The organism is Nocardiopsis sp. NPDC057823 (assembly GCF_042797335.1).
In the GTDB taxonomy this organism is placed as follows: Bacteria; Actinomycetota; Actinomycetes; order Streptosporangiales; family Streptosporangiaceae; genus Nocardiopsis; species Nocardiopsis changdeensis.
The window spans coordinates 1-25269 of the sequence record NZ_JBHVLR010000004.1 but is presented as its reverse complement, the minus strand read 5'-3'; the positions used below and the strand labels follow the sequence as shown (position 1 = coordinate 25269).

Sequence of the window (25269 nt, the reverse complement as noted above, 5' to 3'; positions counted from 1 at the left end):
CATGCAGCCTTCGGACTTTTCCCCGAACAGTGCCGTCGACCTCGGTGCGCGCAAGGCGGCCATGGAACGCGAGGCCAAGCAGCGCGCCGCGGAGTCGGCGGGTCGATCCAATCCCTATGCCGTGAACGTGGACGAGGCCAACTTCCAGGCCCAGGTCCTGGAGCGGTCCATGGCCGCCCCGGTGGTCCTGGCGGTCCTGGCCGGCTGGTCCGAGCAGTCCAAGCAGGTCGAGGACACCCTGGACAAGCTCTCCGCGGCCTCCGGCGGCAACTGGTTCCTCGCCAAGGTCGACGGCGAGGCCAGCCCTCAGCTCGTGCAGGCGCTGCGGGTGCCGACCGCCCCGATGATCATCGTCGTCGTGCAGGGCCAGCTCCTGCCCGGCCCGGCGGGCCCGGTCCCCGAGGACCAGCTCACCGCCTGGCTGACCGAGGCCTTCGCCGCGCTCAAGGAGCAGGGCGCATTGCCGCCCGGGCACCCCGGCACCCTGTTCGGCGAGGGCGGCCCGGAGCAGGCCGAGGCCGGCGTCCCGGAGGCGGACCTGCGCCCCGTCGACGCCGAGGCGCAGCAGGCCCTGGACCGGGAGGACTTCGAGGCGGCCGAGGCGGTCTACGTCAAGGCGGTCGAGGCCGACCCCAAGGACACCGAGTCCAAGAGCAAGCTCGCCCAGGTCCGGCTGGTCCGGCGGCTGCGCGCGGTGGACATGAACGCCGTGCGCAAGGCCGCCGCCGACGACCCGCAGGACGTGCAGGCCCAGCTGGCCGTCGCCGACCTGGACATGTACGGCGGCAAGTTCGAGGACGCCTTCGACCGGCTCATCGCGACGGTCAAGCGGACCTCGGACGAGGACCGCGACGCCGTCCGGGCCCGCCTGCTGGAGCTGTTCGACCTGCTGCCCCCGGGCGACAAGGCGGTGGCCTCCGCGCGGCGGCGGCTCACCTCCGCCCTGTTCTAGGGCGTGTCCGGCCCGTCCCGCACCGCCGCGCGAGGGGGCGGCGGTGCGGGACGCAGGACCGGAATCGGCCGTGGTGGAGATACCACTGTGCGGAAATCAGAATTATTACTCACTGGTAGCCGGACAAAGCGGTAAAACCATCCTTTCTTTCCCGGTTTTCGGTCCCCGGGGATAGGGGCCGCCGACGGCGGGTACAACCGCTGCCACCAGGTCCGCCTCTCACCGGCAGGTGCCCATGAGCCCGCCTACCCCCGACCGTCCCCGACGGACGCCCGAGGCGCGGTCCACGCCCCGTCCCGTCGTCACCATCTCGGCGACCTACGGCGCGGGCGGCGCCGTCGTCGGCCCGGCGGTCGCCGCCGCCCTGGAGGTGGCCTTCCTGGACCGGGCGGTGCCCAGCGCCGTCGCCGGGCGGATCGGCTGCTCCCTCGACGAGGCCCTCCAGCACGACGACCGCTCGCCGAGCGGCCTGGAACGCCTCCTCGCCGGGGCCGCGCGGCTGCCCACCGTCACCCTGGGCAGCGTCGACACCGCCTTCATCGGCACCGTCAACGAGGAGGGGCGGCTGCTCTACGACCACGAGTTCGTCGAGCACACCGAGCAGGTGATCGGCGGGGTCGCGCACACGGGCGGGGTCGTCCTGGGCCGGGCCGGGGCCATCGTCCTGGCCGACCACCCCACCGCCCTGCACGTCCGGCTCGACGGCGACCCCGAGGCGCGGCTGCGCCGGGCGCGCGAGCTGTGGGAGTCCGGGGTCACCGACGGGCGCGGGGTCGCGGAGGGGCCGCCCACCGCCCGGGTCCGCGACGACAACGACCGCGCCCGGGCCGCCTACGTCCGCCGCTTCTACCGGACCGACGCCGCCCGGCCCGGGCACTACCACATGGTGCTCGACGGCGCCGTCCTCTCCCCGCGGGCGTGCACCGACGTCATCGTCCGCGCGGCCCGCGACCGGGCGGCCGGGAAGACCCCCTGAATCCGCGGTGTTGAGGTGGTGCGGCCCCGCGCCGGCACCCCGGCGCTCGTGCGAAATTCATCGGTTTTTCACGGAAGCGATAATTGTCGGCTTGTGCTGACTCAGGTCGCTTGACTCGGGTAGGGTGAGGCGACTCCGTCGCGAGACCCCCGAACGCGAACAGGGGTCCGACGCGATGCCGCCCCAGGGGGCACCGCGCACATCCGATGCCCCGCAGCGCATCAACGCCGCCGCGCCAGGGGACGTCCGCACGTCCGGACACAGAAGCACCGGCACCACCCGAGGAGCATTACGTGGCCACCCTTCCCAGCGTTTCGTATTCCATCACCGTCCGCCTCGAACTGGACGCGGGGAGCACGGCCGTGGGTGGGCTCACCAACGCGGTCGAGCGCGTGGGGGGCATGATCACGGCGCTGGACGTGGCCGCCGCCGGGCACGAGCGCATCCGCATCGACGTCACCTGCGCCGCCCGCGACACCGAGCACGCCCAGGCCATCGTCGACGCCCTGGGCGCCGTCGAGGGCGTCACCGTGCACAAGGTCAGCGACCGGACCTTCCTCATGCACCTGGGCGGCAAGATCGAGATGAAGTCCAAGGTGCCGCTGCGCAACCGCGACGAGCTCTCGATGGCCTACACCCCCGGTGTCGCCCGCGTCTCCCAGGCCATCGCCGCCAACAAGGACGACGCCCGCCGCCTCACCATCAAGCGCAACAGCGTCGCCGTCGTCACCGACGGCTCCGCCGTCCTCGGGCTGGGCAACATCGGCCCCGAGGCCGCCATGCCCGTCATGGAGGGCAAGGCGGCCCTCTTCAAACGCTTCGCCGACATCGACGCCTGGCCCATCGCGCTGGACACCCAGGACGTCGACGAGATCGTCCGCACCGTCCAGCTGATCGCCCCGGGCTTCGGCGGCATCAACCTGGAGGACATCTCCGCCCCCCGCTGCTTCGAGGTCGAGGCCCGCCTGCGCGAGCTGCTGGACATCCCCGTCTTCCACGACGACCAGCACGGCACCGCCATCGTCGTGCTCGCCGCCCTGCGCAACGCCCTGCGCGTCGTCGGCAAGAAGCTCGACGAGGTCCGCATCGCCATGTCCGGCGCGGGCGCGGCCGGGACCGCCATCCTCAAGCTGCTCATGCACGCCGGCGCCCGCGACGTGATCGTCAGCGACATCCACGGCGCCGTGCACACCGGGCGCGGCGAGGACATGGACTCCAACCTGCGCTGGATCGCGGAGAACACCAACCGGGCCGGCTACTCCGGCGACCTCAAGGGCGCCGTGGCCGGGGCCGACGTGTTCATCGGCGTCTCCGCCCCCAACCTGCTGACCGGCGACGACATCGCCGAGATGAACGACGACGCGATCATCTTCGCGCTGGCCAACCCCGACCCCGAGGTCGACCCGGACGTGGCCCGCCTGCACGCCGCCGTCGTCGCCACCGGCCGCAGCGACCACCCCAACCAGATCAACAACGTGCTGGTCTTCCCCGGGTTCTTCCGCGGCCTGCTCGACGCCCAGAGCAACCACGTCACCTCCGACATGATGGTCGCCGCCGCCGAGGCCCTGGCCGACGTGGTCACCGAGGACGAGCTCGGCCCCAACTACATCATCCCGAGCGTGTTCCACTCGGACCTGTCGACGCACGTGGCCACGGCCGTCCGCGAGGTCGCCCAGCGCGGCCACAAGGCCGACCGGGCCTGACGTACCCTTCCGGAACGGGTGCCGGCACGGGTTCCGGCCCCGTTCCGGGGTATGGGGTGTGGCATGGACCAGCCGACGATGACCGGGCGGCTCCTGGTGGCCGCCCCGGTGCTCCAAGAGGACTCCTTCCGCCGCTCGGTGGTGTTCGTCGTGGACGACACCCCCGAGGGCACCCTCGGCGTGATCCTCAACCGGCCGCTCGGGCTGCCCGTGGCCGACGTGGTCGTCGACTGGGGCGAGCTGGCCAGCGAGCCCGCCGTCATGTTCTCCGGAGGTCCCGTCGGCACCGGCTCGGGCATCGCCCTGGGCGTCCGGGGGCCGGACGGGCCGCCGCCCGGCTGGTCCCCTCTGGAAGGATTGGACCCCGCCTCGGGTTTGACGGGTATCGGCGTGGTCGACCTGGACAACCCCGCCCCGGTGCCGGGCACCGCCCTGGGCGGCTTCCGCGTCTTCGCCGGGTACGCCGGGTGGGGCGCCGGGCAGCTGGCCGGGGAGGTCGAGGAGGGCGCGTGGTACGTCCTGGACGCGGTCGCGGCCGACGTGTTCACCACCGACCCGGAGGGGTTGTGGTCGCGGGTGCTGCGCCGCCAGGGCGGCGACCTGGCGCTGCTGTCGACCTACCCGGACGATCCCACCCTGAACTGAGGGCGGCCCGGGACGCGGCACCCTATACCGTGGAACGCAGACTTCGAAAGGTGAGAACGATGTCGATGGACGTCCTCAACAAGGTCCTGCCGGACAGTGAGACCAGGCCGGACACCTCGCACGACGGCGGGGACCGCGAGCGGTTCTCCCACTACGTCCAGAAGGACAAGATCACGGAGAGCGCCGTCACCGGCAACCCCGTGATCGCCCTGTGCGGCAAGGTCTGGGTGCCCAACCGGGACCCGAAGAAGTTCCCGGTCTGCCCCGAGTGCAAGAAGATCTACGAGGAGATGATGGCCTGATCCGGCCCGTCCCCGCGACGCGAAGGGCCCCGGTGCGGTGCACCGGGGCCCTCGTCGTGCGCCACCGGGAGGGTCAGGCCCCGGAGCCGCCGTCCTCGTCGGCGCCGTCCCCGTCGGCACCGGCCGGGCGCCTGCGGGACGCGGCCACGGCCACGCCGCCGGCGCCGACGGCCACCGCGGCGGCCGCGATCAGGCCGGCCAGGGCGACACCGGTGTTCGGCAGGCCGCCGTTGCCGCCGCCGTCACCCCCGCCCGGGTTCCCGCCGCCACCGCCGCCGCCACCGTCGCCGCCGCCGGGGACGTCGACGTCCTCGTCGACGCTGACGGTCAGCGTGATCGGGTCGAGCCGCTCACCCTCGCCGTAGAAGTCCGCGAAGGCGGGCACGCCCTCGGCGGTCAGGGTCGCCGGGATCGGCTCCCAGGCGAGCACGCCGTCGGTCAGGTCGTACTGCACACCGGACAGGTCGAGGTCGGCGAACGCGACGTCGTCGTAGGTGACCAGCTCGGCGTCGTCCAGCGACTTGCTGACGATGTCGGCGTACAGGGTGCCCTCGCCGCCGTCGATGACCACACGCGGGTCCCGGACGGTCATGTGCAGCAGCGGGTCGTCGTCGCCGTAGACGTGGCCCTGGAACAGGACGGTGCCCTCGAACCCGATCTCGGCGGTGGACGCCTCCAGGTCGACCTCGCCCGAGCCGTCGGTGAAGGCGAAGGTGCCGTCCTCGTTGCGGCTCGCGCCGTCGCGGGTCTCGATCGTGCCCTTGGCGATGTTGCCCACGATGTAGGTGCGGAACGACTCCCGCACGCCCCAGTCGGCGCGGCCGTTGTGGACGGTCAGCGGGCCCTCGGGGTCGGTCGGCCCCTCGGTCGGCTCCTCGGTGGGTTCCGTCGGCTCCTCGGTCGGCTCCCCGCCGCCGGCGAAGGAGACCGGCGTCCACACGTCCTGGTCGCGGTTGGCCAGGTCGTTGCGGTCGTTGAAGACGGCGACGTAGCACTGCGTCTCCAGGCAGTCGTACTCGCCGCCGCCCTTGCTGAAGGCGCCCACCACGTCGAGCGGGGTGCTGAAGGAGCCCTGCGCGTCCGGCGCGGTGTCGCCGCGCAGCCACACGCCCGAGCCGTACCAGTGGGCCGGGTAGGAGTCCGCGGCCTGCGGGATCGCGGTGAGCGCCACGTAGACGCCCGCGCCCGGCCGGAAGCCGGTGCCCGCGACGGTGACGACGTCGCCCTCCGGGTCCAGGCCGGAGGCCGGGGTGACGGTGACCGCGGGGTCGTGCACCGGGCCGGGGTTCCCCCCGGCGTCGTCGATGCCCGCCGTGAAGGACAGGGGGTCCATCGGGGTGCCCGCCGGGTAGAAGCCCGCGAACGCCTCGACGGCCTCCTCGCGCAGGGTGCCCGCGGCGGAGGTGAAGACCAGGTCCTCGCCCTCGGCGTCGACCTCGACGCCGGTCAGGTCGGCCACGGGGACCTCGCCGTACCCGGTGAGGTCGCCCGGCGGGTTGTTCGGGTTCGCCCCCAGGAACTCGCGGCTGGTGACGTCGGCGTACACCGTGGCGGTGCCGTCCGCGAACACCACGCGCGGGTCGGAGACCCGGACCTCCAGGACGGGGCCCCGGCCGTAGTCGTGGCCGGTGAAGACCACGGTCCCGGAGAAGCTCACATCGCCGGAGGCGTCCTCCTTGGAGACCGCGCCGCCCGCCGTCGGGAAGTCGATCAGGCCGTCGCCCGTGGCGGTCGCGCCGTCGGAGGCCTCGAAGCCGCCTCCGGCGATGGGGCCGGAGACGTAGTTGCGGAAGGACTCCTTGACCCCCCAGGCGGCGGAGCCGCCGGAGAGCTGGAGCACCTCGTCGGCGGTGGCGGCGGGGGCGCCCGCCACCGCGAGCGCACCGCCCACCGCCGCCACACCCGCGTACGCGGTGAGGGAGCGCAGGGCGCGGCGGAGCCTTCCGCTCGTGCCGCTGCCGGTCGTACTGGTCATGGGGTTCTTCGGTTCCAATCGTGAGGGGGATGGCAGGGGCCCCGGTGACGGCGGGGCCGGTGGGGCGGGGGGCAGGGGGCAGGGGACGGGCGGGCCCGCGCGGAGCGGGAGCCACGGGACCGCCCGTCCCACGGTCGCGGCGCCTAGGAGACATCGGTGGTGAAGGAGATCGGGTCCATCGCGGCGCCCGCGGGGTAGAAGCCCGCGAACGCGTCGACGGCGCCGGCGTGCAGGGTGCCGCCGGTGGAGGTGAACTCGATCGCGGTCCCGGTGACGTCGACGTTCACCCCGGTCAGCTCGGTGACGGGGACCTCGCCGTACGAGACCGGGGCGCCAGGGGGCAGGGCCGGGTTCGCGCCGTGGAACTCGCGGCTGGTGACGTCGGCGTACACCGTGCCGGTGCTCCCGTCGAACTCCACGCGCGGGTCGGAGAGCCGGACCTCCAGGAGGGGGCCCTGGCCGTAGTCGTGGCCGGTGAAGACCACGGTGCCCGTGAACGACACCTCGCCGGAGATGAAGAAGGCGTCGTCGACGTCCCCGCCGGAGGTGGGGAAGTCGATCAGGCCGTCGCCCGGTTCGGTGGCGCCGCCCGAGGCGGTGTAGCCGCCTCCGGCGATGGGGCCGGAGACGTAGTCGCGGAAGGACTCCTTGACGCCCCAGACGGCGGAGCCGCCGGAGACGGGGGCCGCGGAGGCGGCGGGGGCCGCGACCGCGATCAGGGCCGCCGCCAGGGCGGATGCGGCGGAGACGGAGGTGAGGGTGCGGGGGGCGCGGCGGCCCGTGGTCGTGCCGCGGGTGGTGGTCAGGGCCATGGTTCGTCGATTCCCATCGTCGAGTGGAGACGTGACCGGTCCCGGGGGTCCGGGGACGGGGCGGCGGATGTGGTGCCCGCGGGCCCGTGCCGGGGCACGGGACCGCCATGGAGAGCGGGGGTCGGTCAGGCCGCGGCCCCGTCGGGGGCGTCGTCCCCGGCGCCGCGGCGCCGGCGGGTCGCGAAGAGGGCGACGGCACCGGTCGCGGTCGCCACGGCGGCGGCCAGGAGCAGGACGGTCAGGTCGGTGCCGGTGCGCGGCAGGTCGCCGCTCGGGCGCGGACCGCTGCCGCCGCCGGAGCCCCCGGAGCCGGAACCCCCGTCGCCGGAGCCGGAGCCGCCGGACCCGGCCCCGGTGTTCCCGGAGCCGTCGCCCGATCCGCCCGATCCGAACGCCACCGGGACGAACACGTCCTGGCCGCGGTCGCTGGACCGGGTGTGGTCGTTGCGGGTGACCACGGCGCACTCCACGGCCGCGGAGTCGCAGTCGGTGGTGCCGTCGTCCGCCTTCACCGTGATCTGCACGCTGAAGCCGCCGTCGGTGCCCGAGCCGTCGTAGGGGACCGCCAGGCCCTCGCCGTAGGGCGGCGGGTTGCTGGAGACCCAGGCGGAGGCACCGCCGGAGCCGTCCATGTCCACACCGCCGATGCACGGCGTCGGGGCCTGAGTGGAGCTCGCGCCGGAGATGTCGCACAGCGCGACGTAGATGCCCTTGGAGGTGTCGTAGCCGGTGCCGGTGACCGTGACGGTCTCCCCGTCGGGGTCCAGGCCCTCGGTCTTGGACACCGAGATCCTCGGGTTCCCCGGCTCCCGCGGCAGGGGCGCCTGCGGCGCGCCGGCCTGGGTCTGCGGAGAGGTCCGCGGGCGCGCCTCCGGGGCCGGGGCGGCCTCGGGCGCCGCGAACGTGACCGGGACGCGGCCCACGACGGCCGCGGCGGGGGCGGCCGGGGCCACGACGGGGGCGCTCATCCCGGGGCCGGGCGCCTCCACGACCCCCTCGGCCGGGGCGTCGCCGCCCCAGGTGCCGGTGACCGGCCCGGGGTCCTCGGGGGTCTCCACCTCGACCAGGCGGATCTCGAAGGCGTCCGCGGCCGCGTCGAGTCCGGCCTCGGCGGCGAACCCGGCTCCGGTGACGAGGGTCGCGCTGAACGCGCCGCGCCCGCCGACCTCGACCGTCACCGCGTTCGCGGTGTCGGTGACGGCCTCCTCACGGACCTCTCCGGTGTCGGCCGCGCCGTCGGGTCCGGCCGGAACGGCGAGGGTCGCGATCTCGATGACGGATCCGGGGGTGTGGCCGAGCCCGGAGACGGTGACGGTGTCACCCTCGGGGTCCAGCCCCTCGGTCCTGTCGACGGTGGTGATCCGGGGGTGACCGGTCTCCTCCTGCTGGGGAGCCGGCTCTGCGTACGCCGCCGCGGGCAGTGCGGTGGAGATCAGCACCGCGGCCGCGGCGGCGGCCAGGGGAGGGAGGGGCCCGCCCCGGCGCCGCCCGGTGGCCGGGCGGGGGGAAACCGCTGCTTGCATCAGGGGCCTTCGGGGTTCGTGCGGGTCCGGTTCGTGTAGGGGTGACCCGCGTGCTGTGCGGAACTTGCTTAGGTTATGCTTACCTTGGTCAAGTGAGCCTTACCTAACCCGGAGTTCGCGACCGGAACAGTTGAACATCGAACCATCGGGCTTGTCAAGATGGTGACAAGGTGTCATATAAAGGTCGGCGTCGTCCCCCCCCGGCGACCCCGTCCCCCGGTCCGACCCGAAAGCGATCCCCAATGGCCCCAGCCGCCTTCCGGCCCTCCGCACACGCACGCCCCGGACGCGGGGCCCGGGCGCTCGCCGCCGCCTGCGCCCTCGCACTCGCCCTCACCGGCTGCTCGGGCGGTGCCGGAGCCCCCGACGACACCGCCTCCGGCGGCACCGGGGACATCCCCGAGCTGGCCGAGAACCGCCTCCAGCCCCTGGAGGAGGACTTCGTCCAGCAGCTGCCGGTGACCGTCGACTCCGTCGTGCTCGACCCCTACCGGAGCAGCGACGACCCCCTGGAGTACGAGCAGGTCGAGGTCACCGACACCTCGCGGATCCTGCCCCTCACCGGCGGCCTGGCCGAGATCGTCTTCACCCTCGGCCTGGGCGACCGGGTCGTGGGCCGCGACGTGGCCGCCACCTTCGACGAGGCCGCCGACCTGCCCGTCGTCACCAGCGGGCACGAGGTCTCGGCCGAGAGCGTCCTGGCCCTGGAGCCCACCGTGATCCTCGCCGACACCCGGACCGGGCCGCCCGAGGCCATCGAGCAGATCCAGCGCTCGGGCATCCCCGTGGTGATCATCGAGGAGGCCTGGTCCTTCGACGAGATGTACCCGCGCTTCGAACGCGTCGCCCGGGCCCTGGGCGTCCCCGACGCGGGCACCGCCCTGGCCGAGCGCACACGGGCCCAGATGGCCGAGGTCCGCGAGGGCTCCGCGGAGGCCGTCGGCTCCCCCCTCGTCGCCTTCCTCTACCTGCGCGGCACCGCAGGGGTCTACCTCATCGGCGGACCCGGCTCCGGGGCCGACGCCATGCTCGCCGAGGTCGGGGCCCGCGACGCCGGGGTCGAGATGGGCCTGACCGCCCCCTTCACCCCCATCACCGGCGAAGCGCTCATCGCCGCGCAGCCCGAGGTGATCCTGGTCATGACCAAGGGGCTGGAATCGGTCGGCGGCGTCGACGGCCTCGTCGAGATCCCCGGCGTCGCCCAGACCCCCGCCGGACGCGACCGTGCCGTCATCGACTTCGAGGACGGGGTGCTGCTCAACTTCGGGCCCCGCACCCCGCAGGTCATCGCCGCCCTGGCCGAGGAGCTGACCGCGGTCGCGGCGGGGGAGGGCCCGTGACCGCCGTCGGAACCCCGCCGTCCGCGGAGCGGACGGGCCGGGCCGCCCCGGTCGCGGCCGGCCGGGCCCGGCGCCGCCTGCGCGCCGGCCTGCTGCTCGTCGGCCTGGCCGCCGGCCTGGTCGTCGTCTCGGTCGTCGCGGCGGGGATCGGCGCCTACCCGATCCCCGCCGGGCAGGTCACCGCCTCGGTCCTGGACGCCCTCGGCGTCCCGGTCGCGGGCCCCCTGCCCGACCAGGTCGCCCGCACCGTCCTGTGGGACGTGCGGTTCCCCCGCGTGGTGCTCGCCGTCACGGTGGGCGCGGCCCTGGGCGTGGCCGGGGCCATGATGCAGGGCATCTTCGGCAACCCCCTGGCCGAACCCGGTGTCATCGGAGTCTCCTCGGGGGCCGCCGTCGGCGCCATCGCCGTCATCTTCACCGGGATCACCGTCCTGGGCCACTGGACGATCATCGCGTCGTCCTTCGTGTTCGGCCTGGCCACGACCCTGTTCGTGTACGTGTTCGCGCGCTCGCGCGGGCGCACCGAGGTCGTCACCCTGCTGCTCACCGGCATCGCCGTCAACGCCATCGCCGGTGCCGCCATCGGCCTGATGACCAACTTCTCCCAGGACGCCGAGATCCAGACCATCACCTTCTGGCAGCTGGGCAGCGTGGCCACCGCCACCTGGTCCAAGGTCGCGGCGATCGTGCCCTGCCTGGTCGCCGGGATGGTCGTCATCCCGCTCTACGCGCGCTGCCTGGACCTGCTCTCCCTGGGCGAGGGGCCGGCCCGCCACCTGGGCGTGGACGTGGAGCGCATGCGCCTGGTCCTCATCATCGCCCTGGCACTGCTCACCTCGGCCGCCGTGGCCTTCGCCGGGATCGTGGCCTTCATCGGCCTGGTCGTCCCGCACATCGTCCGGATGGTCACCGGGCCCGGGCACCGTGTGCTGCTGCCGGCCAGCGCCCTGGGCGGCGGGCTGCTGCTGCTCGCCGCCGACCTGCTGGCCCGCACCGCCGCCGCCCCCGCCGAGATCCCCCTGGGCGTGGTCACCTCGGCGCTCGGCGGACCGTTCTTCTTCTACCTCCTCTACCGCACCCGCGCCAAGCAGGGAGGCTGGTCGTGATCCCCACCCTCCGACGGCGGACCCGGGCCGCCCTCGCCCCCCTGTCCCGCCCGCCCGCGCGCCCCGGCCCCGTCGCCGTCGGCGACCCCGTGCTGCGCGCCGAGGGCGTCACCGTCCGCCGCGGCGGACGCGCCCTCCTGGACGGGGTGGACCTCACCGTCCGCGCCGGGGAGCTGGTGGCACTGGTCGGGCCCAACGGCGCGGGCAAGTCCACACTGCTGGCCGCCGCGTCCGGCGACCTCGCCGCGGCCGCGGAGCGGGGCGGCGCCGACGGCGGCCGCATCGACCTCTTCGGCCGCGGGCTCGGCGCCTGGACCCCGCCCGAGCTCGCCCTGCGCCGCGCCGTCCTGCCCCAGGAGGCCTCGGTCGGCTTCCCGTTCTCCGTCGCCGAACTGGTCGCCATGGGCCGCGCCCCCTGGGCGGGGCTGGCCGACCCGGCCGAGGACGACGGGATCGTCGCCGCCGCGATGGAGGGCACCGGCGTCTCCCACCTGGCCGACCGCGGCTTCCCGACCCTGTCCGGCGGCGAACGGGCCCGCGTGATGCTCGCTCGGGTCCTGGCCCAGGACACCCCGCTGCTCATGCTCGACGAGCCCACCGCCGCCCTGGACATCCACCACCAGGAACTCGTGCTGGGCATCGCGCGTTCACTCGCCGAACGCGGCGGTGCGGTTATCGTGGTCCTGCACGATTTGGGGCTTGCGGCGGCCTACGCCCATCGTGTGGCGATACTCTCCCAGGGACGGATCGCCGCGCAGGGTCCCCCCGCCGAGGTGTTCACCGCGTCCCTGCTCAGCACCGTCTACCGGCACGAGGTCGAGGTCCTGCCGCACCCGAGGACCGGGATCCCGCTGGTCGTGCCCCTCCGGTAGGTCCACGGAGCACACGCGAGACGTCCACAGGAGTAGGTCGTATTGGTGTCCACAACGGAACGACAGCCACAGGATGACCCCGGATCCGGGGAGGGCCGACGCCGTTCCTCCGGCGGCCGCCGCCGCAAACCCCCGCCCCGCCGCCGGGCCACCCCCGGTGACGTGGTGCGCGGCATCGTCCGCTTCGTCGGCGAGATCCTGCTGACCGCGGGCCTCCTCATGCTGTTCTACGCGGCGTACGAGGTGTACGGCTCCCGGTGGGAGACCGACCGCGAACAGGAGGGGCTGGCCCAGGGGCTGGAGGAGGCGTGGGCGGAGGCCGAGGAGCGCGGTCCCGACTCCGAGCCCCTGCCCGGCAGCGCCGACAGCCGGCTGTACATCCCGTCCCTGGACCTGGACTGGGTCGTCGTCAACGGCACCACGCAGGACGACATCCGCTACAGCCCCGGGCACTACACCGAGTACCCCAGCAGCCCCGGGCAGCCGGGCAACTACGCGATCGCCGCGCACCGCACCCCCGGCCTGTTCTGGGACATCGACCTGCTGGAGAACGGCGACGTCCTGGTGCTGGAGGACGGCGAGAACTTCTACACCTACGAGGTGTTCCGCGAGGAGACGGTCGTGCCCACCGACGTGTGGGTGATCGAACCCGACCCGTTCGACGACGTTGAGGGCGCGGGCGAGGCCGAGCCGGGGCGGTCGATCATCACGCTCACCACCTGCGCCCCCAAGCTGAACAACACGCACCGGCTCATCGTGTGGGGCGAACTCGTCGAGACCACGCCCAAGTCGGAGGGCATGCCCGACTCGATCGCGCACATGGCCCCCGACGCCGCCGAGAGCGAGTGAGGAGACCCGCATGTACGGCCTGATCTGGCGCATCCTGCCCGGACCCTGGATCTCCAAGTTCATCATGGCGCTCGGCCTGCTGGCCGGGGCCGCCGCCCTGCTGTGGTTCTTCGCGTTCCCGGCGATCTCCCCCTACATGCCGTTCAACGACGGCGCCGTCGACATCGAGGGCGCGGGCGGGGCCGGTGGGGGAGCGGGGGCCGAGGAGGCCGACGAGTCGGGTGTGGTGCCGACGGACTCCGGCGCCCCCGCGGAGGAGTCGCCCGCCGAGTGACACGGGGCCGGGCCCGGCGGACGCCCCGCCCGGCCCGGCGCCCGTGCCGGGCGGCCCGGACGGCTCCTGTGCGGAGCCCCGGGCGCGCCCCGCCGCGACACGCGCGCCCCGCGGGTCCGTCCGGAGAACCTCCGGACCCGCGGGGCTCGTGCGTGTTCGCGTCCGTATGTGCCCGTGCGCGGGCGTTCGCGGGCCTTCGCGGCGGCCGATCCGGGCCCGCGGATGTGCGCGGCACCACGGGAAGCCGACCCTGTGCGGTCGGACCGGGCCGCTAATCTCGAGCAGGTGAGTATCGGGGGACGAAACGCATGACGGTGACGCAGACCACGACCGAGGACCGCCTCAGCGGGCTCCGGGCCTGGCAGCGGGAGGCGTTCGAGGAGTACTTCCGCCGACAGCCGCGGGACTTCCTGGCGGTCGCCACGCCCGGCGCGGGCAAGACCACGTTCGCCCTCACCCTGGCGAGCGAGCTCCTCCAGCGGAACATCGTCCGCGCCATCACCATCGTCTGCCCCACCGAGCACCTCAAGAAGCAGTGGGCCGAGGCCGCCGCGCGGTTCAACATCCCCATCGACCCCGACTTCCGCAACGGACAGGGGGCCCTGGGGCGGCAGTACCTCGGCGCCGCCGTCACCTACGCCCAGGTGGCCGCCCACCCGGCGCTGCACCGCAACCGCACCGAGGCCCGCAAGACCCTGGTGATCTTCGACGAGGTCCACCACGCGGGCGACGCCCTGTCCTGGGGCGACGCCGCCCGCGAGGCGTTCGACCCGGCGGCCCGGCGGCTCTCCCTGACCGGGACGCCCTTCCGGTCCGACATCAACCCCATCCCGTTCGTGGACTACGTCCAGGACTCCGCCGGGGTGCGCCGCTGCTCCTGGGACTACAGCTACGGGTACGGCCCGGCGCTGGCCGACGGCGTCGTGCGCCCCGTCATCTTCATGGCGTACTCCGGCGAGATGCGCTGGCGCACCCGCGCCGGGGACGAGCTGGCCGCCCGCCTGGGCGAGCCGCTCACCCAGGACGCGCTCTCCCAGGCGTGGCGGGCCGCGCTGGACCCCAAGGGCGACTGGATCAAGCGCGTGCTCCAGGCCGCGGACCGGCGGCTCACCGAGGTCCGCAAGACCCACGCCGACGCCGGCGGCCTGGTCATCGCCAGCGACCACGAGAACGCCCGCGCCTACTCGCGCATCATCCGCCAGATCACCGGCAAGAGCGCTACCGTGGTGCTCTCCGACGACCCCACCGCCTCCAAGAAGATCACCCGGTTCGCCAAGGGCGACGACCGGTGGATGGTCGCGGTGCGCATGGTGTCCGAGGGCGTGGACGTGCCCCGCCTGATGGTCGGGGTGTACGCCACCTCCACCAGCACCGCCCTGTTCTTCGCCCAGGCCATCGGCCGGTTCGTGCGCGTGCGCAAGCGCGGCGAGGTCGCCTCGGTGTTCCTGCCCTCGGTGCCCACCCTGCTGGAGTTCGCCGGGGACATGGAGCGCGAGCGCGACCACGTCCTGGACCGCACCCCCGCCGAGGACGACGAGTACCCGGAGGAGGACCTCCTCAAGGAGGCCAACAGGAAGCGCGACACCCCCGACGCGGGGGAGGAGCTGCCGTTCGAGACGATGGAGGCGTCGGCCGAGTTCGACCGCGCCCTCTACGACGGCAACGAGTACGGCGGCGTGCCCGGCTCCACCGAGGAGGAGGACTTCCTGGGCCTGCCCGGCCTGCTGGAGCCCCAGCAGGTGGCACAGCTGCTGCGCAAGCGCAAGGACGACATCAAGGCCGGGGAGATCAAGGCCCGCAAGAAGGACGAGCCGGTCCGGGACGAGGGCCCCACCCACGAGGTCCTGGCGAACCTGCGCCGCGAGCTGAGCGGGCTGGTCGGCGCCTGGCACCACCGCACCGGCAAGCCGCACGGGGTGATCCACAACGAGCTGCGCCGCGCCTGCGGCGGGCCGCCGGTCGCCCAGGCCACCCCGGACCAGATCCGCGAGCGCATCGCGAAGCTCCGCGTCTGGGCGGTCGGCGGCAAGTAACAGGGGGTATTCCGGGCCATCCGGGCAAACACTTCGCAAGCTCGCGCCCGGGCTCGCGTGCTATACGTGTTCATTTCACTACAGTCCGTGAAGTGATTGGACGAAACGCACGCGGCGCGACCGCCGCACTCTGGACCGGACTGGCGATGTGCGGACTCGCCCTGAGCGGAATGGTCGCGGGCACCGCGCTGCCCGACCCCGCCGGGGCCGGAACCGAACGGGCGGCGGCGGTCCGCGGGCCCGACTGCCCGCCGGGCACCACCGCCCGCCTCGCCGAACCCGGATCGGACACCGTCACCGACAGCGGGGAGCTCACCCCCGAGCAGGCCGCCCGCTACAACGACCGGCTGCGCGAGGCGCTGCGCTCCCTGCGGTCCCACGAGATCGCCCCGCCGGGCACCGTCCCCGTCGTGGTCCACGTCATCTCCGCCACCGACGGCAGGGGCCACGTGAGCGACGCCCGCATCCGCGACCAGATCGATGTCCTCAACACCGCCTACTCCGGCGGCTACGACGCCGCCGGGGCCGACACCGGCTTCCGGTTCACCCTCTCCGAGGTCACCCGCAGCGAGAACGACGCCTGGTTCTCCGACTTCAACGGCCACCGCGACCGCATCCGCTCCGAGCTGCACCGCGGCGGCGCCGACACGCTCAACATCTACACCGCCGACCTGGGCACCGGGCTGCTCGGCTACTCCAGCTTCCCGCAGGACCACGCCGCCGCGCCCGACCAGGACGGCGTCGTCCTGGCCCACGACACCCTGCCCGGCGGCGGCCGCGAGCGCTTCGGCCTGGGCCACACCGGCACCCACGAGGTCGGCCACTGGCTGGGCCTGTTCCACACCTTCCAGAACGGCTGCACCACCCCGGGCGACTACGTCGGCGACACCCCCTACGAGCGCGAGGCCGCGGCCGGCTGCCCGCAGGGCCGCGACTCCTGCCCGCACCGCGGCGGCCGCGACCCGGTCACCAACTTCATGGACTACAGCGACGACGACTGCATGACCCACTTCACCGAGGGCCAGGCCCGCCGCATGGCCGAACACTGGGCCGCCTTCCGCTCCCCCCACCGCCCCTGACCTCCGGCGCGCCCGGGCGGGTAGGGGGCGCGGGCGCGCCGATAGGCTTGGGGCATGGCAGCGAACACCTACCTGACCGGGATCAAGCCCACCGGTGACTTCCACCTGGGCAACTACGTCGGCGCGATCCAGCCGGCCCTGGCGGCCGCGGACGTCTACGAGACCTACTACTTCGTCGCGGACTACCACGCGCTCAACACCGTCAAGGACGCGGACGAGCTCCGCCACAGCATCCGGTCCGGGGCTGCCACCTGGCTGGCGTGCGGGCTGGACCCGGCCAAGACGGTCATCTACCAGCAGTCCAAGGTCCCCGAGACCTTCGAGCTGACCACCATCCTCAGCGCCCTCACCCCCAAGGGCCTGATGAACCGCGCCCACGCCTACAAGGCCGCCCGCGACCGCAACAACGAGGCCGGGATCACCGACCTGGACGCCGGGGTCAACATGGGGCTGTTCAACTACCCCATCCTCATGGCCGCGGACATCCTCATCATGCAGGCCACCCACGTCCCCGTGGGCCGCGACCAGTCCCAGCACATCGAGTACACCGCCGACATCGCCGGGTACTTCAACAACCGCTACGGCGAGGGCGAGCACGGGTACTCCTTCCCCCTGCCCAAGGGCGTCATCGACGACAGCGAGGCGAGCATCCTCCCCGGCGTCGACGGCCGCAAGATGAGCAAGTCCTACGACAACCACATCCCGCTCTTCCTGCCGGAGAACAAGCTCAAGAAGGCGATCCGCCGCATCCCCACCGACTCCACCCCCGTCGAGGACCCCAAGGACCCCGACACCTCGGTGCCCTTCCAGCTCCTCACCCACTTCGCCGACGCCGACAGGACGGCCGACGTGCGCAAGCGCCTGGAGCAGGGCGGCATGGGCTGGGGCGAGCTCAAGAACGAGCTCTTCGAGGCGGTCAACGCCGAGCTGGGCCCCAAGCGCGAGCGCTACGAGGAGCTCATGGCGAACCCGAAGGAGATCGAGGACATCCTCGAAGCCGGGTCGGCCCGCGCCCGCGAGCGCGCCCGCGACGTCCTGGACCGCGTCCGCGCCGCCATCGGCGTCGCCTGAGCCGCGACACGGCAGGGGGCGGCGGGAACCCTCCCGCCGCCCCCTCGCGTGTCCGGGAAAACCACTGGTCGGAGCGCGCGGGCACCCCCTAGGCTCCCCGGCATGGAACTCGGAGTCGACGCCCCCGAGCGCACCGGCGCGCTCACCCTGCCCGACGGCCGCGCCCTGGCCTGGAGCTCGTGGGGCGACCCCGGCGGCACCCCCGTCCTGCTCTGCCCCGGCGCCGCCACCGGCCGCTCCCTGGGCTTCGGCACCCACCTGCTCGCCGGACTCGGCGTGCACCTGGTCTCGGCGGACCGCCCCGGCCTGGGCGGTTCGGACCCGGCCCCGGGCCGCACCGCCGCGGACTTCGCCGCCGACGCCCGCGCCCTCGCGGACCACCTGGGCCTGGGCCGCCCCGCCGTCGTGGGCAACTCCCAGGGGGCTCCCTTCGCCCTCGCCTGCGCCGCGGCCGGCACGGCGCGCGCCCTGGCCCTGGTCTCGCCCGCCGACGAGATCGCCCACCCCGGCCTGGCCGACCTCCTCGACCCCGGCGCACGGTCCCTGCGCGACGCGGTGGCCGCCGACCCGGACCGCGCCGGGCGCGACCTCGCGCAACTGGGCCCCGACGGCATGTGGGACCTGGTCACCGCCCACGCCCCCGAACGCGACGCGGCCGTGTACCGCGCCCCCGCCTTCGCGGCCGCCTACCGCCGCGCCCTGGCCGAGGGCTTCGCCGGCGACGGCGCCGGGTACGCCCGCGACACCGTCCTGGCCTCCGGCCGCTGGGACCCGGCGCCGGAGCAGGCCGCCGTCCCCACCGACGTCTGGTACGGCGAACTGGACGCCTTCCACTCCCCGGACCGGGCGGCGCTGCTCACCCGCCGCATTCCCGGCGCCCGCCGCCACCTGCTGCCGGGGGAGGGCGGCTCCCTGCTGTGGACGCGCGCGGGCGACGTCCTGCGCACCCTGCTCTCCCACCCCTGACACGGCGGAGGGCGGGACCGCACGGCCCCGCCCCCTCGCCCGTCAGGGTCAGCCGACGCGCGGCTCGCCCTCCAGGGCCACGCCCGCCTCGTCCAGCTGCGCCAGCGCGGCGTCCACGGTCGGCCGCGCCACACCCGCGGTCAGGCCGAGCAGCACCCGCGTGCGCAGCCCCTCCCGCACGGCGTCCAGCGCGGTGGCCCGGACACAGTGGTCGGTGGCGATGCCCACCACGTCCACCTCGTCCACCCCGCGCTCGCGCAGCCACTCCGCCAGCGTCGTCGAGCCGTCCTCGGCGGTCCCCTCGAACCCGCTGTAGGCCGCCGTGTACCGGCCCTTGCTGAAGACCTCCTCGGCCAGCGAGGCGTCGAAGCCCGGGTGGAACTCCACCCCCGGCGTGCCCGCCTCGCAGTGCCGCGGCCAGCTGTCCACGAAGTCGGGCTCGTCCGAGAAGTGCGCCCCCGGATCGATGTGGTAGTCGCGGGTGGCGACCACGTGGTCGTACCCGCCCGAGCGCGCGTGCCCGGTCACGGCCTCTGCGGTGGCGGCGCCCCCGGCCACCGCCAGACTGCCGCCCTCGCAGAAGTCGTTCTGCACGTCCACCACAATGAGCGCTCTGGTCATGCCGGCACCCCTTCCTCTCGCAACCCGGTCCACCGGAACACGGCCGGTCAGTGGAACACCGTCGGCAGGGCGGCCTCGCCCCGCGACATCCGCAGCGCCTGCTCGGGCAGCTCGGCCACCGCGGCGCGGTGGCGCTCGCGCGCGTCGTGCACGCTCTCGCCGCCGACCACCTCGCCGTCCGACACCAGCGGCCGCAGCAGCGGGCGGGTCCCCACCGCCTCCGGCGGCTCGTAGGGGAACACCTCCTCGGCGATCGCGGTGCCCGTGTCGTCGAGCCGGCGCACCGACCACTTGCGGCCGCCCCGGCTCGGCTTGCCCACCGAGCGCTTGGCCACCGGCTCCAGCGGCAGGTCCGCGGACGTCCCGTGCGCCCGTGCCACCAGCTTGTACACCAGCGACACCGTCGGCGCGCCCGATCCGGTCACCAGGGAGGTACCCACCCCGTAGCCGTCCACGGGCGCCACGGCCAGCGCCTGGATGGAGTGCTCGTCCAGGTCGCCGGTCACCACGATCCGGGTCCCGGTGGCGCCGAGCGAGTCCAGCTGCTCGCGCACCCGCCCCGCGGTCTTGCCGAGGTCGCCGGAGTCGATGCGCACCGCGCCCAGTTCCGGCCCGGCCAGCTCGACGGCCGTGCGCACGGCCCGCTCCACGTCGTAGGTGTCCACCAGCAGGGTCGTCTGCGCACCCAGGGAGTCCAGCTGCGCGGAGAAGGCGTGCCGCTCGCTGTCGTGCAGCAGCGTGAACGCGTGCGCGGCGGTGCCGCCGGTGGGCACCCCGTACGAGCGCCCCGCCTCCAGGTTGGAGGAGGTCGCGAACCCGGCCACGTACGCGGCGCGCGCGGAGGCGACGGCCGCCGCCTCGTGGGTGCGGCGCGACCCCATCTCGATCAGCGGCCGTTCGCCGGCCGCCACGACCATCCGGCTGGCCGCCGACGCGATGGCGCTGTCGTGGTTGAACACCGACAGGGCGAGGGTCTCCAGGATCACACCCTCGGCGAAGGTGCCCTCCACGACCAGGATCGGCGACCCCGGGAAGTAGGCCTCGCCCTCGCCGTAGCCCCACACGTTCCCGGAGAACCGGTACTCCGAGAGCCAGCGCAGGGTCGTGTCGTCCACCACACCGTTGTCGGACAGGAAGTCCAGTTCCTCGGTGCGGAACCGGAAGCCCTCCAGCTGCTCCAGGAACCGCCCGGTCCCCGCCACGACGCCGTAGCGGCGCCCCTCGGGCAGGCGCCGGGCGAACATCTCGAACACCGACGGCCGGGCCGCCGCCCCGCTGTGCAGGGCCGCCTGGATCATCGTCAGCTCGTAGTGGTCGGTCAGCAGCGCGCTGCTGCCATGGTCGTTCATGGGCATGAGCCTAATCCGTGGAGTTGTGCGACCTCACGCCGACCTGCCCTGATCCGCCCGGATCGCGCACGGGGTGACCTCGGCCGACGCTAACAATACCCATTCGGTTGGTAGGGAAATTTGTTCCGATACCCTGGGAGGCATGCTGAGGATTGATCGCTCGATCTACGACCAGATCGTCGCCCACGCCCGTCGCGACCACCCGGACGAGGCCTGCGGCATCGTGGCCGGCCCCGCGGGGACCGACCGTCCCGAACGGTTCATCGAGATGGTCAACGCCGAGCGGTCCCCGACCTTCTACCGGTTCGACTCCCTCGAGCAGCTGAAGGTCTGGCGGGAGATGGACGACCGCGACGAGGAACCCGTCGTGATCTACCACTCCCACACGGCCACCGAGGCCTACCCCTCGCGCACCGACATCTCCTACGCGTCCGAGCCCAACGCGCACTACGTGCTCGTGTCCACCAGGGACCCCGAGACCGCGGAACTGCGCTCCTACCGGATCCTGGACGGCGAGGTCACCGAGGAGCCGGTGGAGATCACCGGGTAGCACCCCGCCCCGCCCGACGGGGCCCGCGGAATGGCCGCGGGAGGCGCCTCGTTGGGACTGTACGCACACCAACCACGTTCACGGGAAGACACACCTATGGCCATCGAGGTCCGCATCCCCACCATCCTGCGCAACCTGACCGGCGACGCCAAGGCCGTCGAGGGCAGCGGCGACACCCTGGGCGAGCTGTTCGACGACCTGGACAGCCGCTACCCGGGCATCGGCGCGCGCCTGGTGGACGACGGCAAGCTGCGCCGCTTCATCAACGTGTACCTCAACGACGAGGACGTGCGCTTCGTCGGCGGCCTGGAGGCGAAGCTCTCCGACGGCGACAACGTCACGATCCTGCCCGCCGTGGCCGGCGGAAGCCGCTAGGCGCGCCCATGCGCTACGAATCCCTGCTCGACTCCCTCGGCGGCACGCCGCTCGTCGGCCTGCCCCGGCTCTCGCCCTCCCCGGACGTCCGGCTGTGGGCGAAACTGGAGGACCGCAACCCGACCGGGTCCATCAAGGACCGCGCCGCGTTCTTCATGATCGAACAGGCGGAGAAGGACGGGCTGCTCTCCCCCGGCTGCACCATCTTGGAGCCGACGTCGGGGAACACCGGCATCTCCCTGGCGATGGTCGCCAAACTCCGCGGCTACCGCATGGTCTGCGTCATGCCGGAGAACACCTCCCAGGAGCGCAGGCAGCTCCTCGCCATGTGGGGCGCCGAGGTCCACTTCTCCGACGCGGCCGGCGGTTCCAACGAGGCGGTCCGCGTCGCCAAGGAGATGGCCGCCGCACACCCCGACTGGGTGATGCTCTACCAGTACGGCAACTCGGCCAACGCCCGCGCCCACTACGAGACGACCGGCCCCGAGCTCCTCGCGGACCTGCCGGAGATCACCCACTTCGTGGCGGGCCTGGGCACCACCGGAACGCTCATGGGCGTGGGCCGCTACCTGCGCGAGCACCGGCCGGACGTGCGGATCGTCGCCGCCGAGCCGCGCTACGGCGAGCTCGTGTACGGCCTGCGCAACCTCGACGAGGGGTTCGTCCCGGAGCTGTACGACGAGTCGGTGCTCACCACGCGGTTCTCCGTGCCCGCCGACGCCGCCCTCAGGCGGACCCGGGAACTCCTGGACAAGGAGGGCATCTTCGCCGGGATCTCCACCGGCGGGGCGCTGCACGCCGCGCTGGGCATGGCCCGCAAGGCGGAGCGGGCGGGGGAGCGCGCCGACATCGCGTTCGTCATCGCCGACGCCGGGTGGAAGTACCTGTCGACGGGGGCCTACGAGGGGACGCTGGAAGAGGCGGAGGAGCGCCTCGACGGCCAGCTCTGGGCCTGACCCGCACGCACCCCCAGGGGGCGGCATCCCGGACCCGGGGTGCCGCCCCCGCCGTGTTCCCACGGCCGGTGTCCGGATGCGGACGCGGCACTCCCGCGCACGTCGGCGGGCCGGAAGCGGACCGTAATACGGCGGGAACGAATCACCCGGAACGTGTCATATGGTGTGAAAAATTCACACGTGATCGAGGTCGCGTGAGATGCAGGACACATTTTGTACCACCCGGGCGGCCATTGGGGTAGACCCGTAACAACGGGACAACCGCTGAACCAGCCGCCATCCGTACTCCGCGCACACGGTCGGGGGTGCCACGGAGCCGCGCGGCCCTTCGAGAAGGCGACGACGACGTGCGACTCACGATTATCGGGTCCTCCGGGAGCTTCCCGGGGCCGGACAGCCCCGCCTCCTGTTACCTGGTCGAGGCCGACGGCTTCCGCCTGCTCCTCGACATGGGCAACGGCGCACTCGGCGCGCTCCAGCGGCACGTCGACATCTACTCCGTCGACGCCGTCTACCTCAGCCACCTGCACGCCGACCACTGCTTCGACCTGTGCTCGTACTGGGTCGCCCGGATGTTCCACCCCGACGGCGCCAAACCCCGGATCCCCGTCTACGGCCCCAGCGGGGTCTCCGAGCGCGTCGCCGAGGCCTACGGCCTGGACCCCGACCCCGGCATGACCGAGGTCTTCGACTTCCACGAGCTCACCCCCGGGACCCTCGGCATCGGCCCCTTCACCGTCCGCGTGGACCGCGTCAACCACCCGGTGGAGGCCTTCGGCATCCGCCTGGAGCACAACGGCGCCAGCATGGCCTACTCCGGGGACACCGGCGCCTGCGACTCCCTCGTCGACCTGGCCTCCGACACGGACCTGTTCCTGTGCGAGGCCGCCTTCCAGGACCACGTCGAGCACCCCAAGGACATGCACCTCACCGGCAGCGAGGCCGGCGAGCACGCCAGCCGCGCCCGGACCCGCAGCCTGCTGCTCACCCACCTGGTGCCGTGGAACGACGACGACGTCACCCTGGCGGAGGCCCGCTCCACCTACGACGGGCCCATCGACCTGGCCCGCAGCGGACGGACGCACACCATCGGCGGCTGAGCGTGGCGTGGGTCCCACTCCGCGCACGCCTTCGCGACACCCGCCCCCTGGGCGAGCGCGCACGTATACGCTCTTGACCATGGCCCGACCTGACGGACGAGTTCCGACCCAACTCCGCCCCGTGACGATCACCCGCAACTGGCTGCGCCAGGCGGAAGGCTCCGCGCTCATCGAGTTCGGGGACACCCGAGTGCTGTGCGCCGCCACCGTCGAGGACGGTGTCCCGCGCTGGCGCCGCGGCACCGGTGAGGGGTGGGTCACCGCCGAGTACGCGATGCTGCCCCGCGCCACCGACACCCGCGGCGCCCGCGAGTCCGTACGCGGCAAGATCGGCGGCCGCACCCACGAGATCTCCCGCCTCATCGGCCGCTCCCTGCGCGCGGTCGTCGACTTCAAGGCGATGGGGGAGCACACCATCACCCTGGACTGCGACGTCCTCCAGGCCGACGGCGGCACCCGCACCGCCGCCATCACCGGCGCGTACGTGGCCCTCGCCGACGCCGTGAAGTGGCTGCGCAAGCGCCGCAACCTCAAGAACAACCCGCTCACCGGCTCCCTGGCCGCGGTCAGCGTCGGCGTCGTCCAGGGCCAGCCCCGGCTGGACCTCAACTACCTCGAGGACTCCGTCGCCGACATCGACATGAACGTCGTCCTCACCGGCGACGGGAAGTTCATCGAGGTGCAGGGCACCGCCGAGGGCGCGGCGTTCGACCGCGAACTGCTCGACAAGCTGCTCGACCTGGCCGTCGGCGGCTGCGAGGAACTGACCGGCCTCCAGAAGAAGGCCCTGGCGGAGTGACCGTACTCAACGGCACCCGGATCGGCGGCGTCGCCGGAGAAGGGGGAATCGTGAAGATCGTGCTGGCCACCCGCAACGCCAAGAAGGTGCCCGAGCTGCGCGCCATCCTCGCGGACGCCGGTGTGAGCGCCGAGGTGCTGTCCCTCGACGCGTTCCCGGACGCACCGGAGGTCCCCGAGACCGAGCCGTCGTTCGTCGGCAACGCCCTGCTCAAGGCGCGCGCGATCGCCGCCCACACGGGGCTGCCCGCGGTGGCCGACGACTCGGGGCTCAGCGTCGAGGAGCTGCGGGGCATGCCGGGCGTGCTGTCGGCCCGCTGGGCCGGCCGCTTCGGCGCGGACGACCAGGACCGGGCCAACCTGGAGCTGGTCCTGGACCAGCTGGCGGACACCCCGCCGGAACGCCGCGCCGGCGCGTTCGTGTGCGCCGCGGCCCTGGTCCTGCCCGACGGCACCGAGGTCGTGACGGAGGGCGAGATGCGCGGCCGGGTGATCCGCGAGCCCCGGGGGGAGAACGGGTTCGGCTACGACCCGGTCTTCGTCCCGGAGGGCGAGAGCCGCACCACGGCCGAGCTGTCCCCCCAGGAGAAGAACGCCATCAGCCACCGGGGGATCGCCTTCCGCAAGCTGGCGGCGGAGATCGCGGCGATGGTCTGACGCGGTCCCGCGCGCGTTGAGGGGCGGCCCGGACGGGCCGCCCCTCAAGCTTTCGACCTGGGATGACGGGAAAAGTTCCCCGAGACCGGTTTGAGGCCGGGGCCGCAGGGGCAGGACCACCTTCGTCCGACGAAACGGCCGCGGCCGCACACGATCCCCGGTGTGGGGGGTCCACAACCCGCGGAGATCGCCTGAGGGCAGGGGTTCCCGCCTCGCCGACCAGGCGATTTGACGTCGCATCAGCTGTTACCTACACTCGAACGAGTCGCTGCGGGACGGCGAGCGCCCAAAGGGCGTGTTCGGCCCCGGACCGCGTCGAAGCGGCACCTCCTCTTCACTCCGACCAGAGCGTCACGGGCATGCGCCCGCAGGCGGTAGGCTTCGG

General features: G+C 73.3%; 25 protein-coding genes. 20 read left to right on the top strand and 5 right to left on the bottom strand.

From position 1 onward, the window contains the following. Window position 1 precedes the first annotated feature (1 nt). From ACFVNO_RS08815 to ACFVNO_RS08795, 5 genes are all read left to right on the top strand, one after another. Window positions 2–952, top strand: coding sequence for a tetratricopeptide repeat protein (locus ACFVNO_RS08815; protein ID WP_355266588.1), 951 nt, complete (start codon window positions 2–4; stop codon window positions 950–952). A gap of 235 nt (window positions 953–1187) precedes the next feature. Then, window positions 1188–1928, top strand: a complete 741-nt coding sequence (locus tag ACFVNO_RS08810) for an AAA family ATPase (protein WP_378890824.1) — start codon at window positions 1188–1190, stop codon at window positions 1926–1928. 293 nt (window positions 1929–2221) lie between these two features. Then, window positions 2222–3631 (top strand): NAD-dependent malic enzyme, encoded by a 1410-nt coding sequence (locus ACFVNO_RS08805; RefSeq protein WP_220562958.1) that lies wholly within the window; start codon window positions 2222–2224, stop codon window positions 3629–3631. Between the two features lie 63 nt (window positions 3632–3694). Continuing rightward, window positions 3695–4276 (top strand): YqgE/AlgH family protein, encoded by a 582-nt coding sequence (locus tag ACFVNO_RS08800; RefSeq protein ID WP_220562957.1) that lies wholly within the window; start codon window positions 3695–3697, stop codon window positions 4274–4276. Between the two features lie 59 nt (window positions 4277–4335). Beyond that, window positions 4336–4578 carry a DUF3039 domain-containing protein gene (locus tag ACFVNO_RS08795; protein ID WP_220562956.1) on the top strand — a complete coding sequence of 81 codons (243 nt, stop codon included), beginning with the start codon at window positions 4336–4338 and terminating at the stop codon, window positions 4576–4578. Between the two features lie 73 nt (window positions 4579–4651). On the opposite strand, the gene ACFVNO_RS08790 is transcribed toward ACFVNO_RS08795, so the two are convergent. The 3 genes from ACFVNO_RS08790 to ACFVNO_RS08780 all read right to left on the bottom strand — a co-directional run bounded on the left by ACFVNO_RS08790 (window position 4652) and on the right by ACFVNO_RS08780 (window position 8888). Further along, the gene (locus ACFVNO_RS08790; protein WP_378890820.1) at window positions 4652–6553 is read right to left on the bottom strand and encodes an HtaA domain-containing protein; all 1902 of its coding nucleotides are present in this window, start codon (window positions 6551–6553) and stop codon (window positions 4652–4654) included. 143 nt (window positions 6554–6696) lie between these two features. Further along, window positions 6697–7365 (bottom strand): HtaA domain-containing protein, encoded by a 669-nt coding sequence (locus tag ACFVNO_RS08785; RefSeq protein ID WP_378890817.1) that lies wholly within the window; start codon window positions 7363–7365, stop codon window positions 6697–6699. 125 nt (window positions 7366–7490) lie between these two features. Then, a complete protein-coding gene (locus ACFVNO_RS08780) occupies window positions 7491–8888 on the bottom strand; it encodes an LPXTG cell wall anchor domain-containing protein (protein WP_378890814.1) in 1398 nt (465 codons plus the stop codon). A gap of 242 nt (window positions 8889–9130) precedes the next feature. Here ACFVNO_RS08780 and ACFVNO_RS08775 point away from each other — a divergent pair, with 242 nt between their 5' ends. From ACFVNO_RS08775 to ACFVNO_RS08735, 9 genes are all read left to right on the top strand, one after another. Next, window positions 9131–10228 (top strand): ABC transporter substrate-binding protein, encoded by a 1098-nt coding sequence (locus ACFVNO_RS08775; RefSeq protein ID WP_355266607.1) that lies wholly within the window; start codon window positions 9131–9133, stop codon window positions 10226–10228. Beyond that, complete coding sequence (locus ACFVNO_RS08770; RefSeq protein ID WP_378890810.1) at window positions 10225–11334, top strand: FecCD family ABC transporter permease; 1110 nt, start codon at window positions 10225–10227, stop codon at window positions 11332–11334. Before ACFVNO_RS08775 ends, ACFVNO_RS08770 begins: the two co-directional genes overlap by 4 nt. Continuing rightward, on the top strand, window positions 11331–12206 hold the full coding sequence (locus tag ACFVNO_RS08765; protein WP_378890807.1) for a heme ABC transporter ATP-binding protein: 876 nt from the start codon (window positions 11331–11333) through the stop codon (window positions 12204–12206). The genes ACFVNO_RS08770 and ACFVNO_RS08765 overlap by 4 nt, the downstream gene beginning before the upstream one ends. Window positions 12207–12371: 165 nt before the next feature. After that, window positions 12372–13055 (top strand): class E sortase, encoded by a 684-nt coding sequence (locus ACFVNO_RS08760; RefSeq protein WP_355266610.1) that lies wholly within the window; start codon window positions 12372–12374, stop codon window positions 13053–13055. A 10-nt stretch (window positions 13056–13065) separates the two neighbouring features. Next, window positions 13066–13329 (top strand): hypothetical protein, encoded by a 264-nt coding sequence (locus ACFVNO_RS08755; RefSeq protein WP_378890803.1) that lies wholly within the window; start codon window positions 13066–13068, stop codon window positions 13327–13329. Window positions 13330–13637: 308 nt separating this feature from the next. Next, window positions 13638–15362: a DEAD/DEAH box helicase gene (locus tag ACFVNO_RS08750; protein WP_355266616.1), complete on the top strand. Its 1725-nt coding sequence runs from the start codon at window positions 13638–13640 to the stop codon at window positions 15360–15362. A gap of 146 nt (window positions 15363–15508) precedes the next feature. Next, window positions 15509–16441: a zinc metalloprotease gene (locus ACFVNO_RS08745; protein ID WP_220565318.1), complete on the top strand. Its 933-nt coding sequence runs from the start codon at window positions 15509–15511 to the stop codon at window positions 16439–16441. A 54-nt stretch (window positions 16442–16495) separates the two neighbouring features. Continuing rightward, window positions 16496–17512, top strand: a complete 1017-nt coding sequence (locus ACFVNO_RS08740) for a tryptophan--tRNA ligase (protein WP_355266619.1) — start codon at window positions 16496–16498, stop codon at window positions 17510–17512. A gap of 102 nt (window positions 17513–17614) precedes the next feature. Further along, window positions 17615–18478, top strand: a complete 864-nt coding sequence (locus ACFVNO_RS08735; protein WP_355266622.1) for an alpha/beta hydrolase — start codon at window positions 17615–17617, stop codon at window positions 18476–18478. A 48-nt stretch (window positions 18479–18526) separates the two neighbouring features. Here ACFVNO_RS08735 and ACFVNO_RS08730 read toward each other — a convergent pair whose 3' ends face one another. After that, complete coding sequence (locus ACFVNO_RS08730; RefSeq protein ID WP_378890792.1) at window positions 18527–19099, bottom strand: nicotinamidase; 573 nt, start codon at window positions 19097–19099, stop codon at window positions 18527–18529. 47 nt (window positions 19100–19146) lie between these two features. After that, on the bottom strand, window positions 19147–20448 hold the full coding sequence (locus ACFVNO_RS08725; RefSeq protein ID WP_355266628.1) for a nicotinate phosphoribosyltransferase: 1302 nt from the start codon (window positions 20446–20448) through the stop codon (window positions 19147–19149). A 142-nt stretch (window positions 20449–20590) separates the two neighbouring features. On the opposite strand from ACFVNO_RS08725, the gene ACFVNO_RS08720 reads away from it, so the two are divergent. From ACFVNO_RS08720 to rdgB, 6 genes are all read left to right on the top strand, one after another. Then, window positions 20591–20998 (top strand): Mov34/MPN/PAD-1 family protein, encoded by a 408-nt coding sequence (locus tag ACFVNO_RS08720; protein ID WP_220562941.1) that lies wholly within the window; start codon window positions 20591–20593, stop codon window positions 20996–20998. Between the two features lie 96 nt (window positions 20999–21094). Then, the gene (locus ACFVNO_RS08715) at window positions 21095–21373 is read left to right on the top strand and encodes a MoaD/ThiS family protein (protein WP_355266631.1); all 279 of its coding nucleotides are present in this window, start codon (window positions 21095–21097) and stop codon (window positions 21371–21373) included. A gap of 8 nt (window positions 21374–21381) precedes the next feature. Continuing rightward, complete coding sequence (locus ACFVNO_RS08710) at window positions 21382–22329, top strand: cysteine synthase (protein WP_355266634.1); 948 nt, start codon at window positions 21382–21384, stop codon at window positions 22327–22329. Window positions 22330–22676: 347 nt separating this feature from the next. Beyond that, entirely contained in the window at window positions 22677–23429 is a 753-nt protein-coding gene (locus ACFVNO_RS08705) for an MBL fold metallo-hydrolase (protein ID WP_220562938.1), read from the top strand. 79 nt (window positions 23430–23508) lie between these two features. After that, complete coding sequence (gene rph / locus ACFVNO_RS08700) at window positions 23509–24228, top strand: ribonuclease PH (RefSeq protein WP_220562937.1); 720 nt, start codon at window positions 23509–23511, stop codon at window positions 24226–24228. A gap of 50 nt (window positions 24229–24278) precedes the next feature. After that, entirely contained in the window at window positions 24279–24884 is a 606-nt protein-coding gene (rdgB, locus tag ACFVNO_RS08695; RefSeq protein WP_220565317.1) for an RdgB/HAM1 family non-canonical purine NTP pyrophosphatase, read from the top strand. The last annotated feature ends 385 nt before the right edge of the window (window positions 24885–25269 follow it).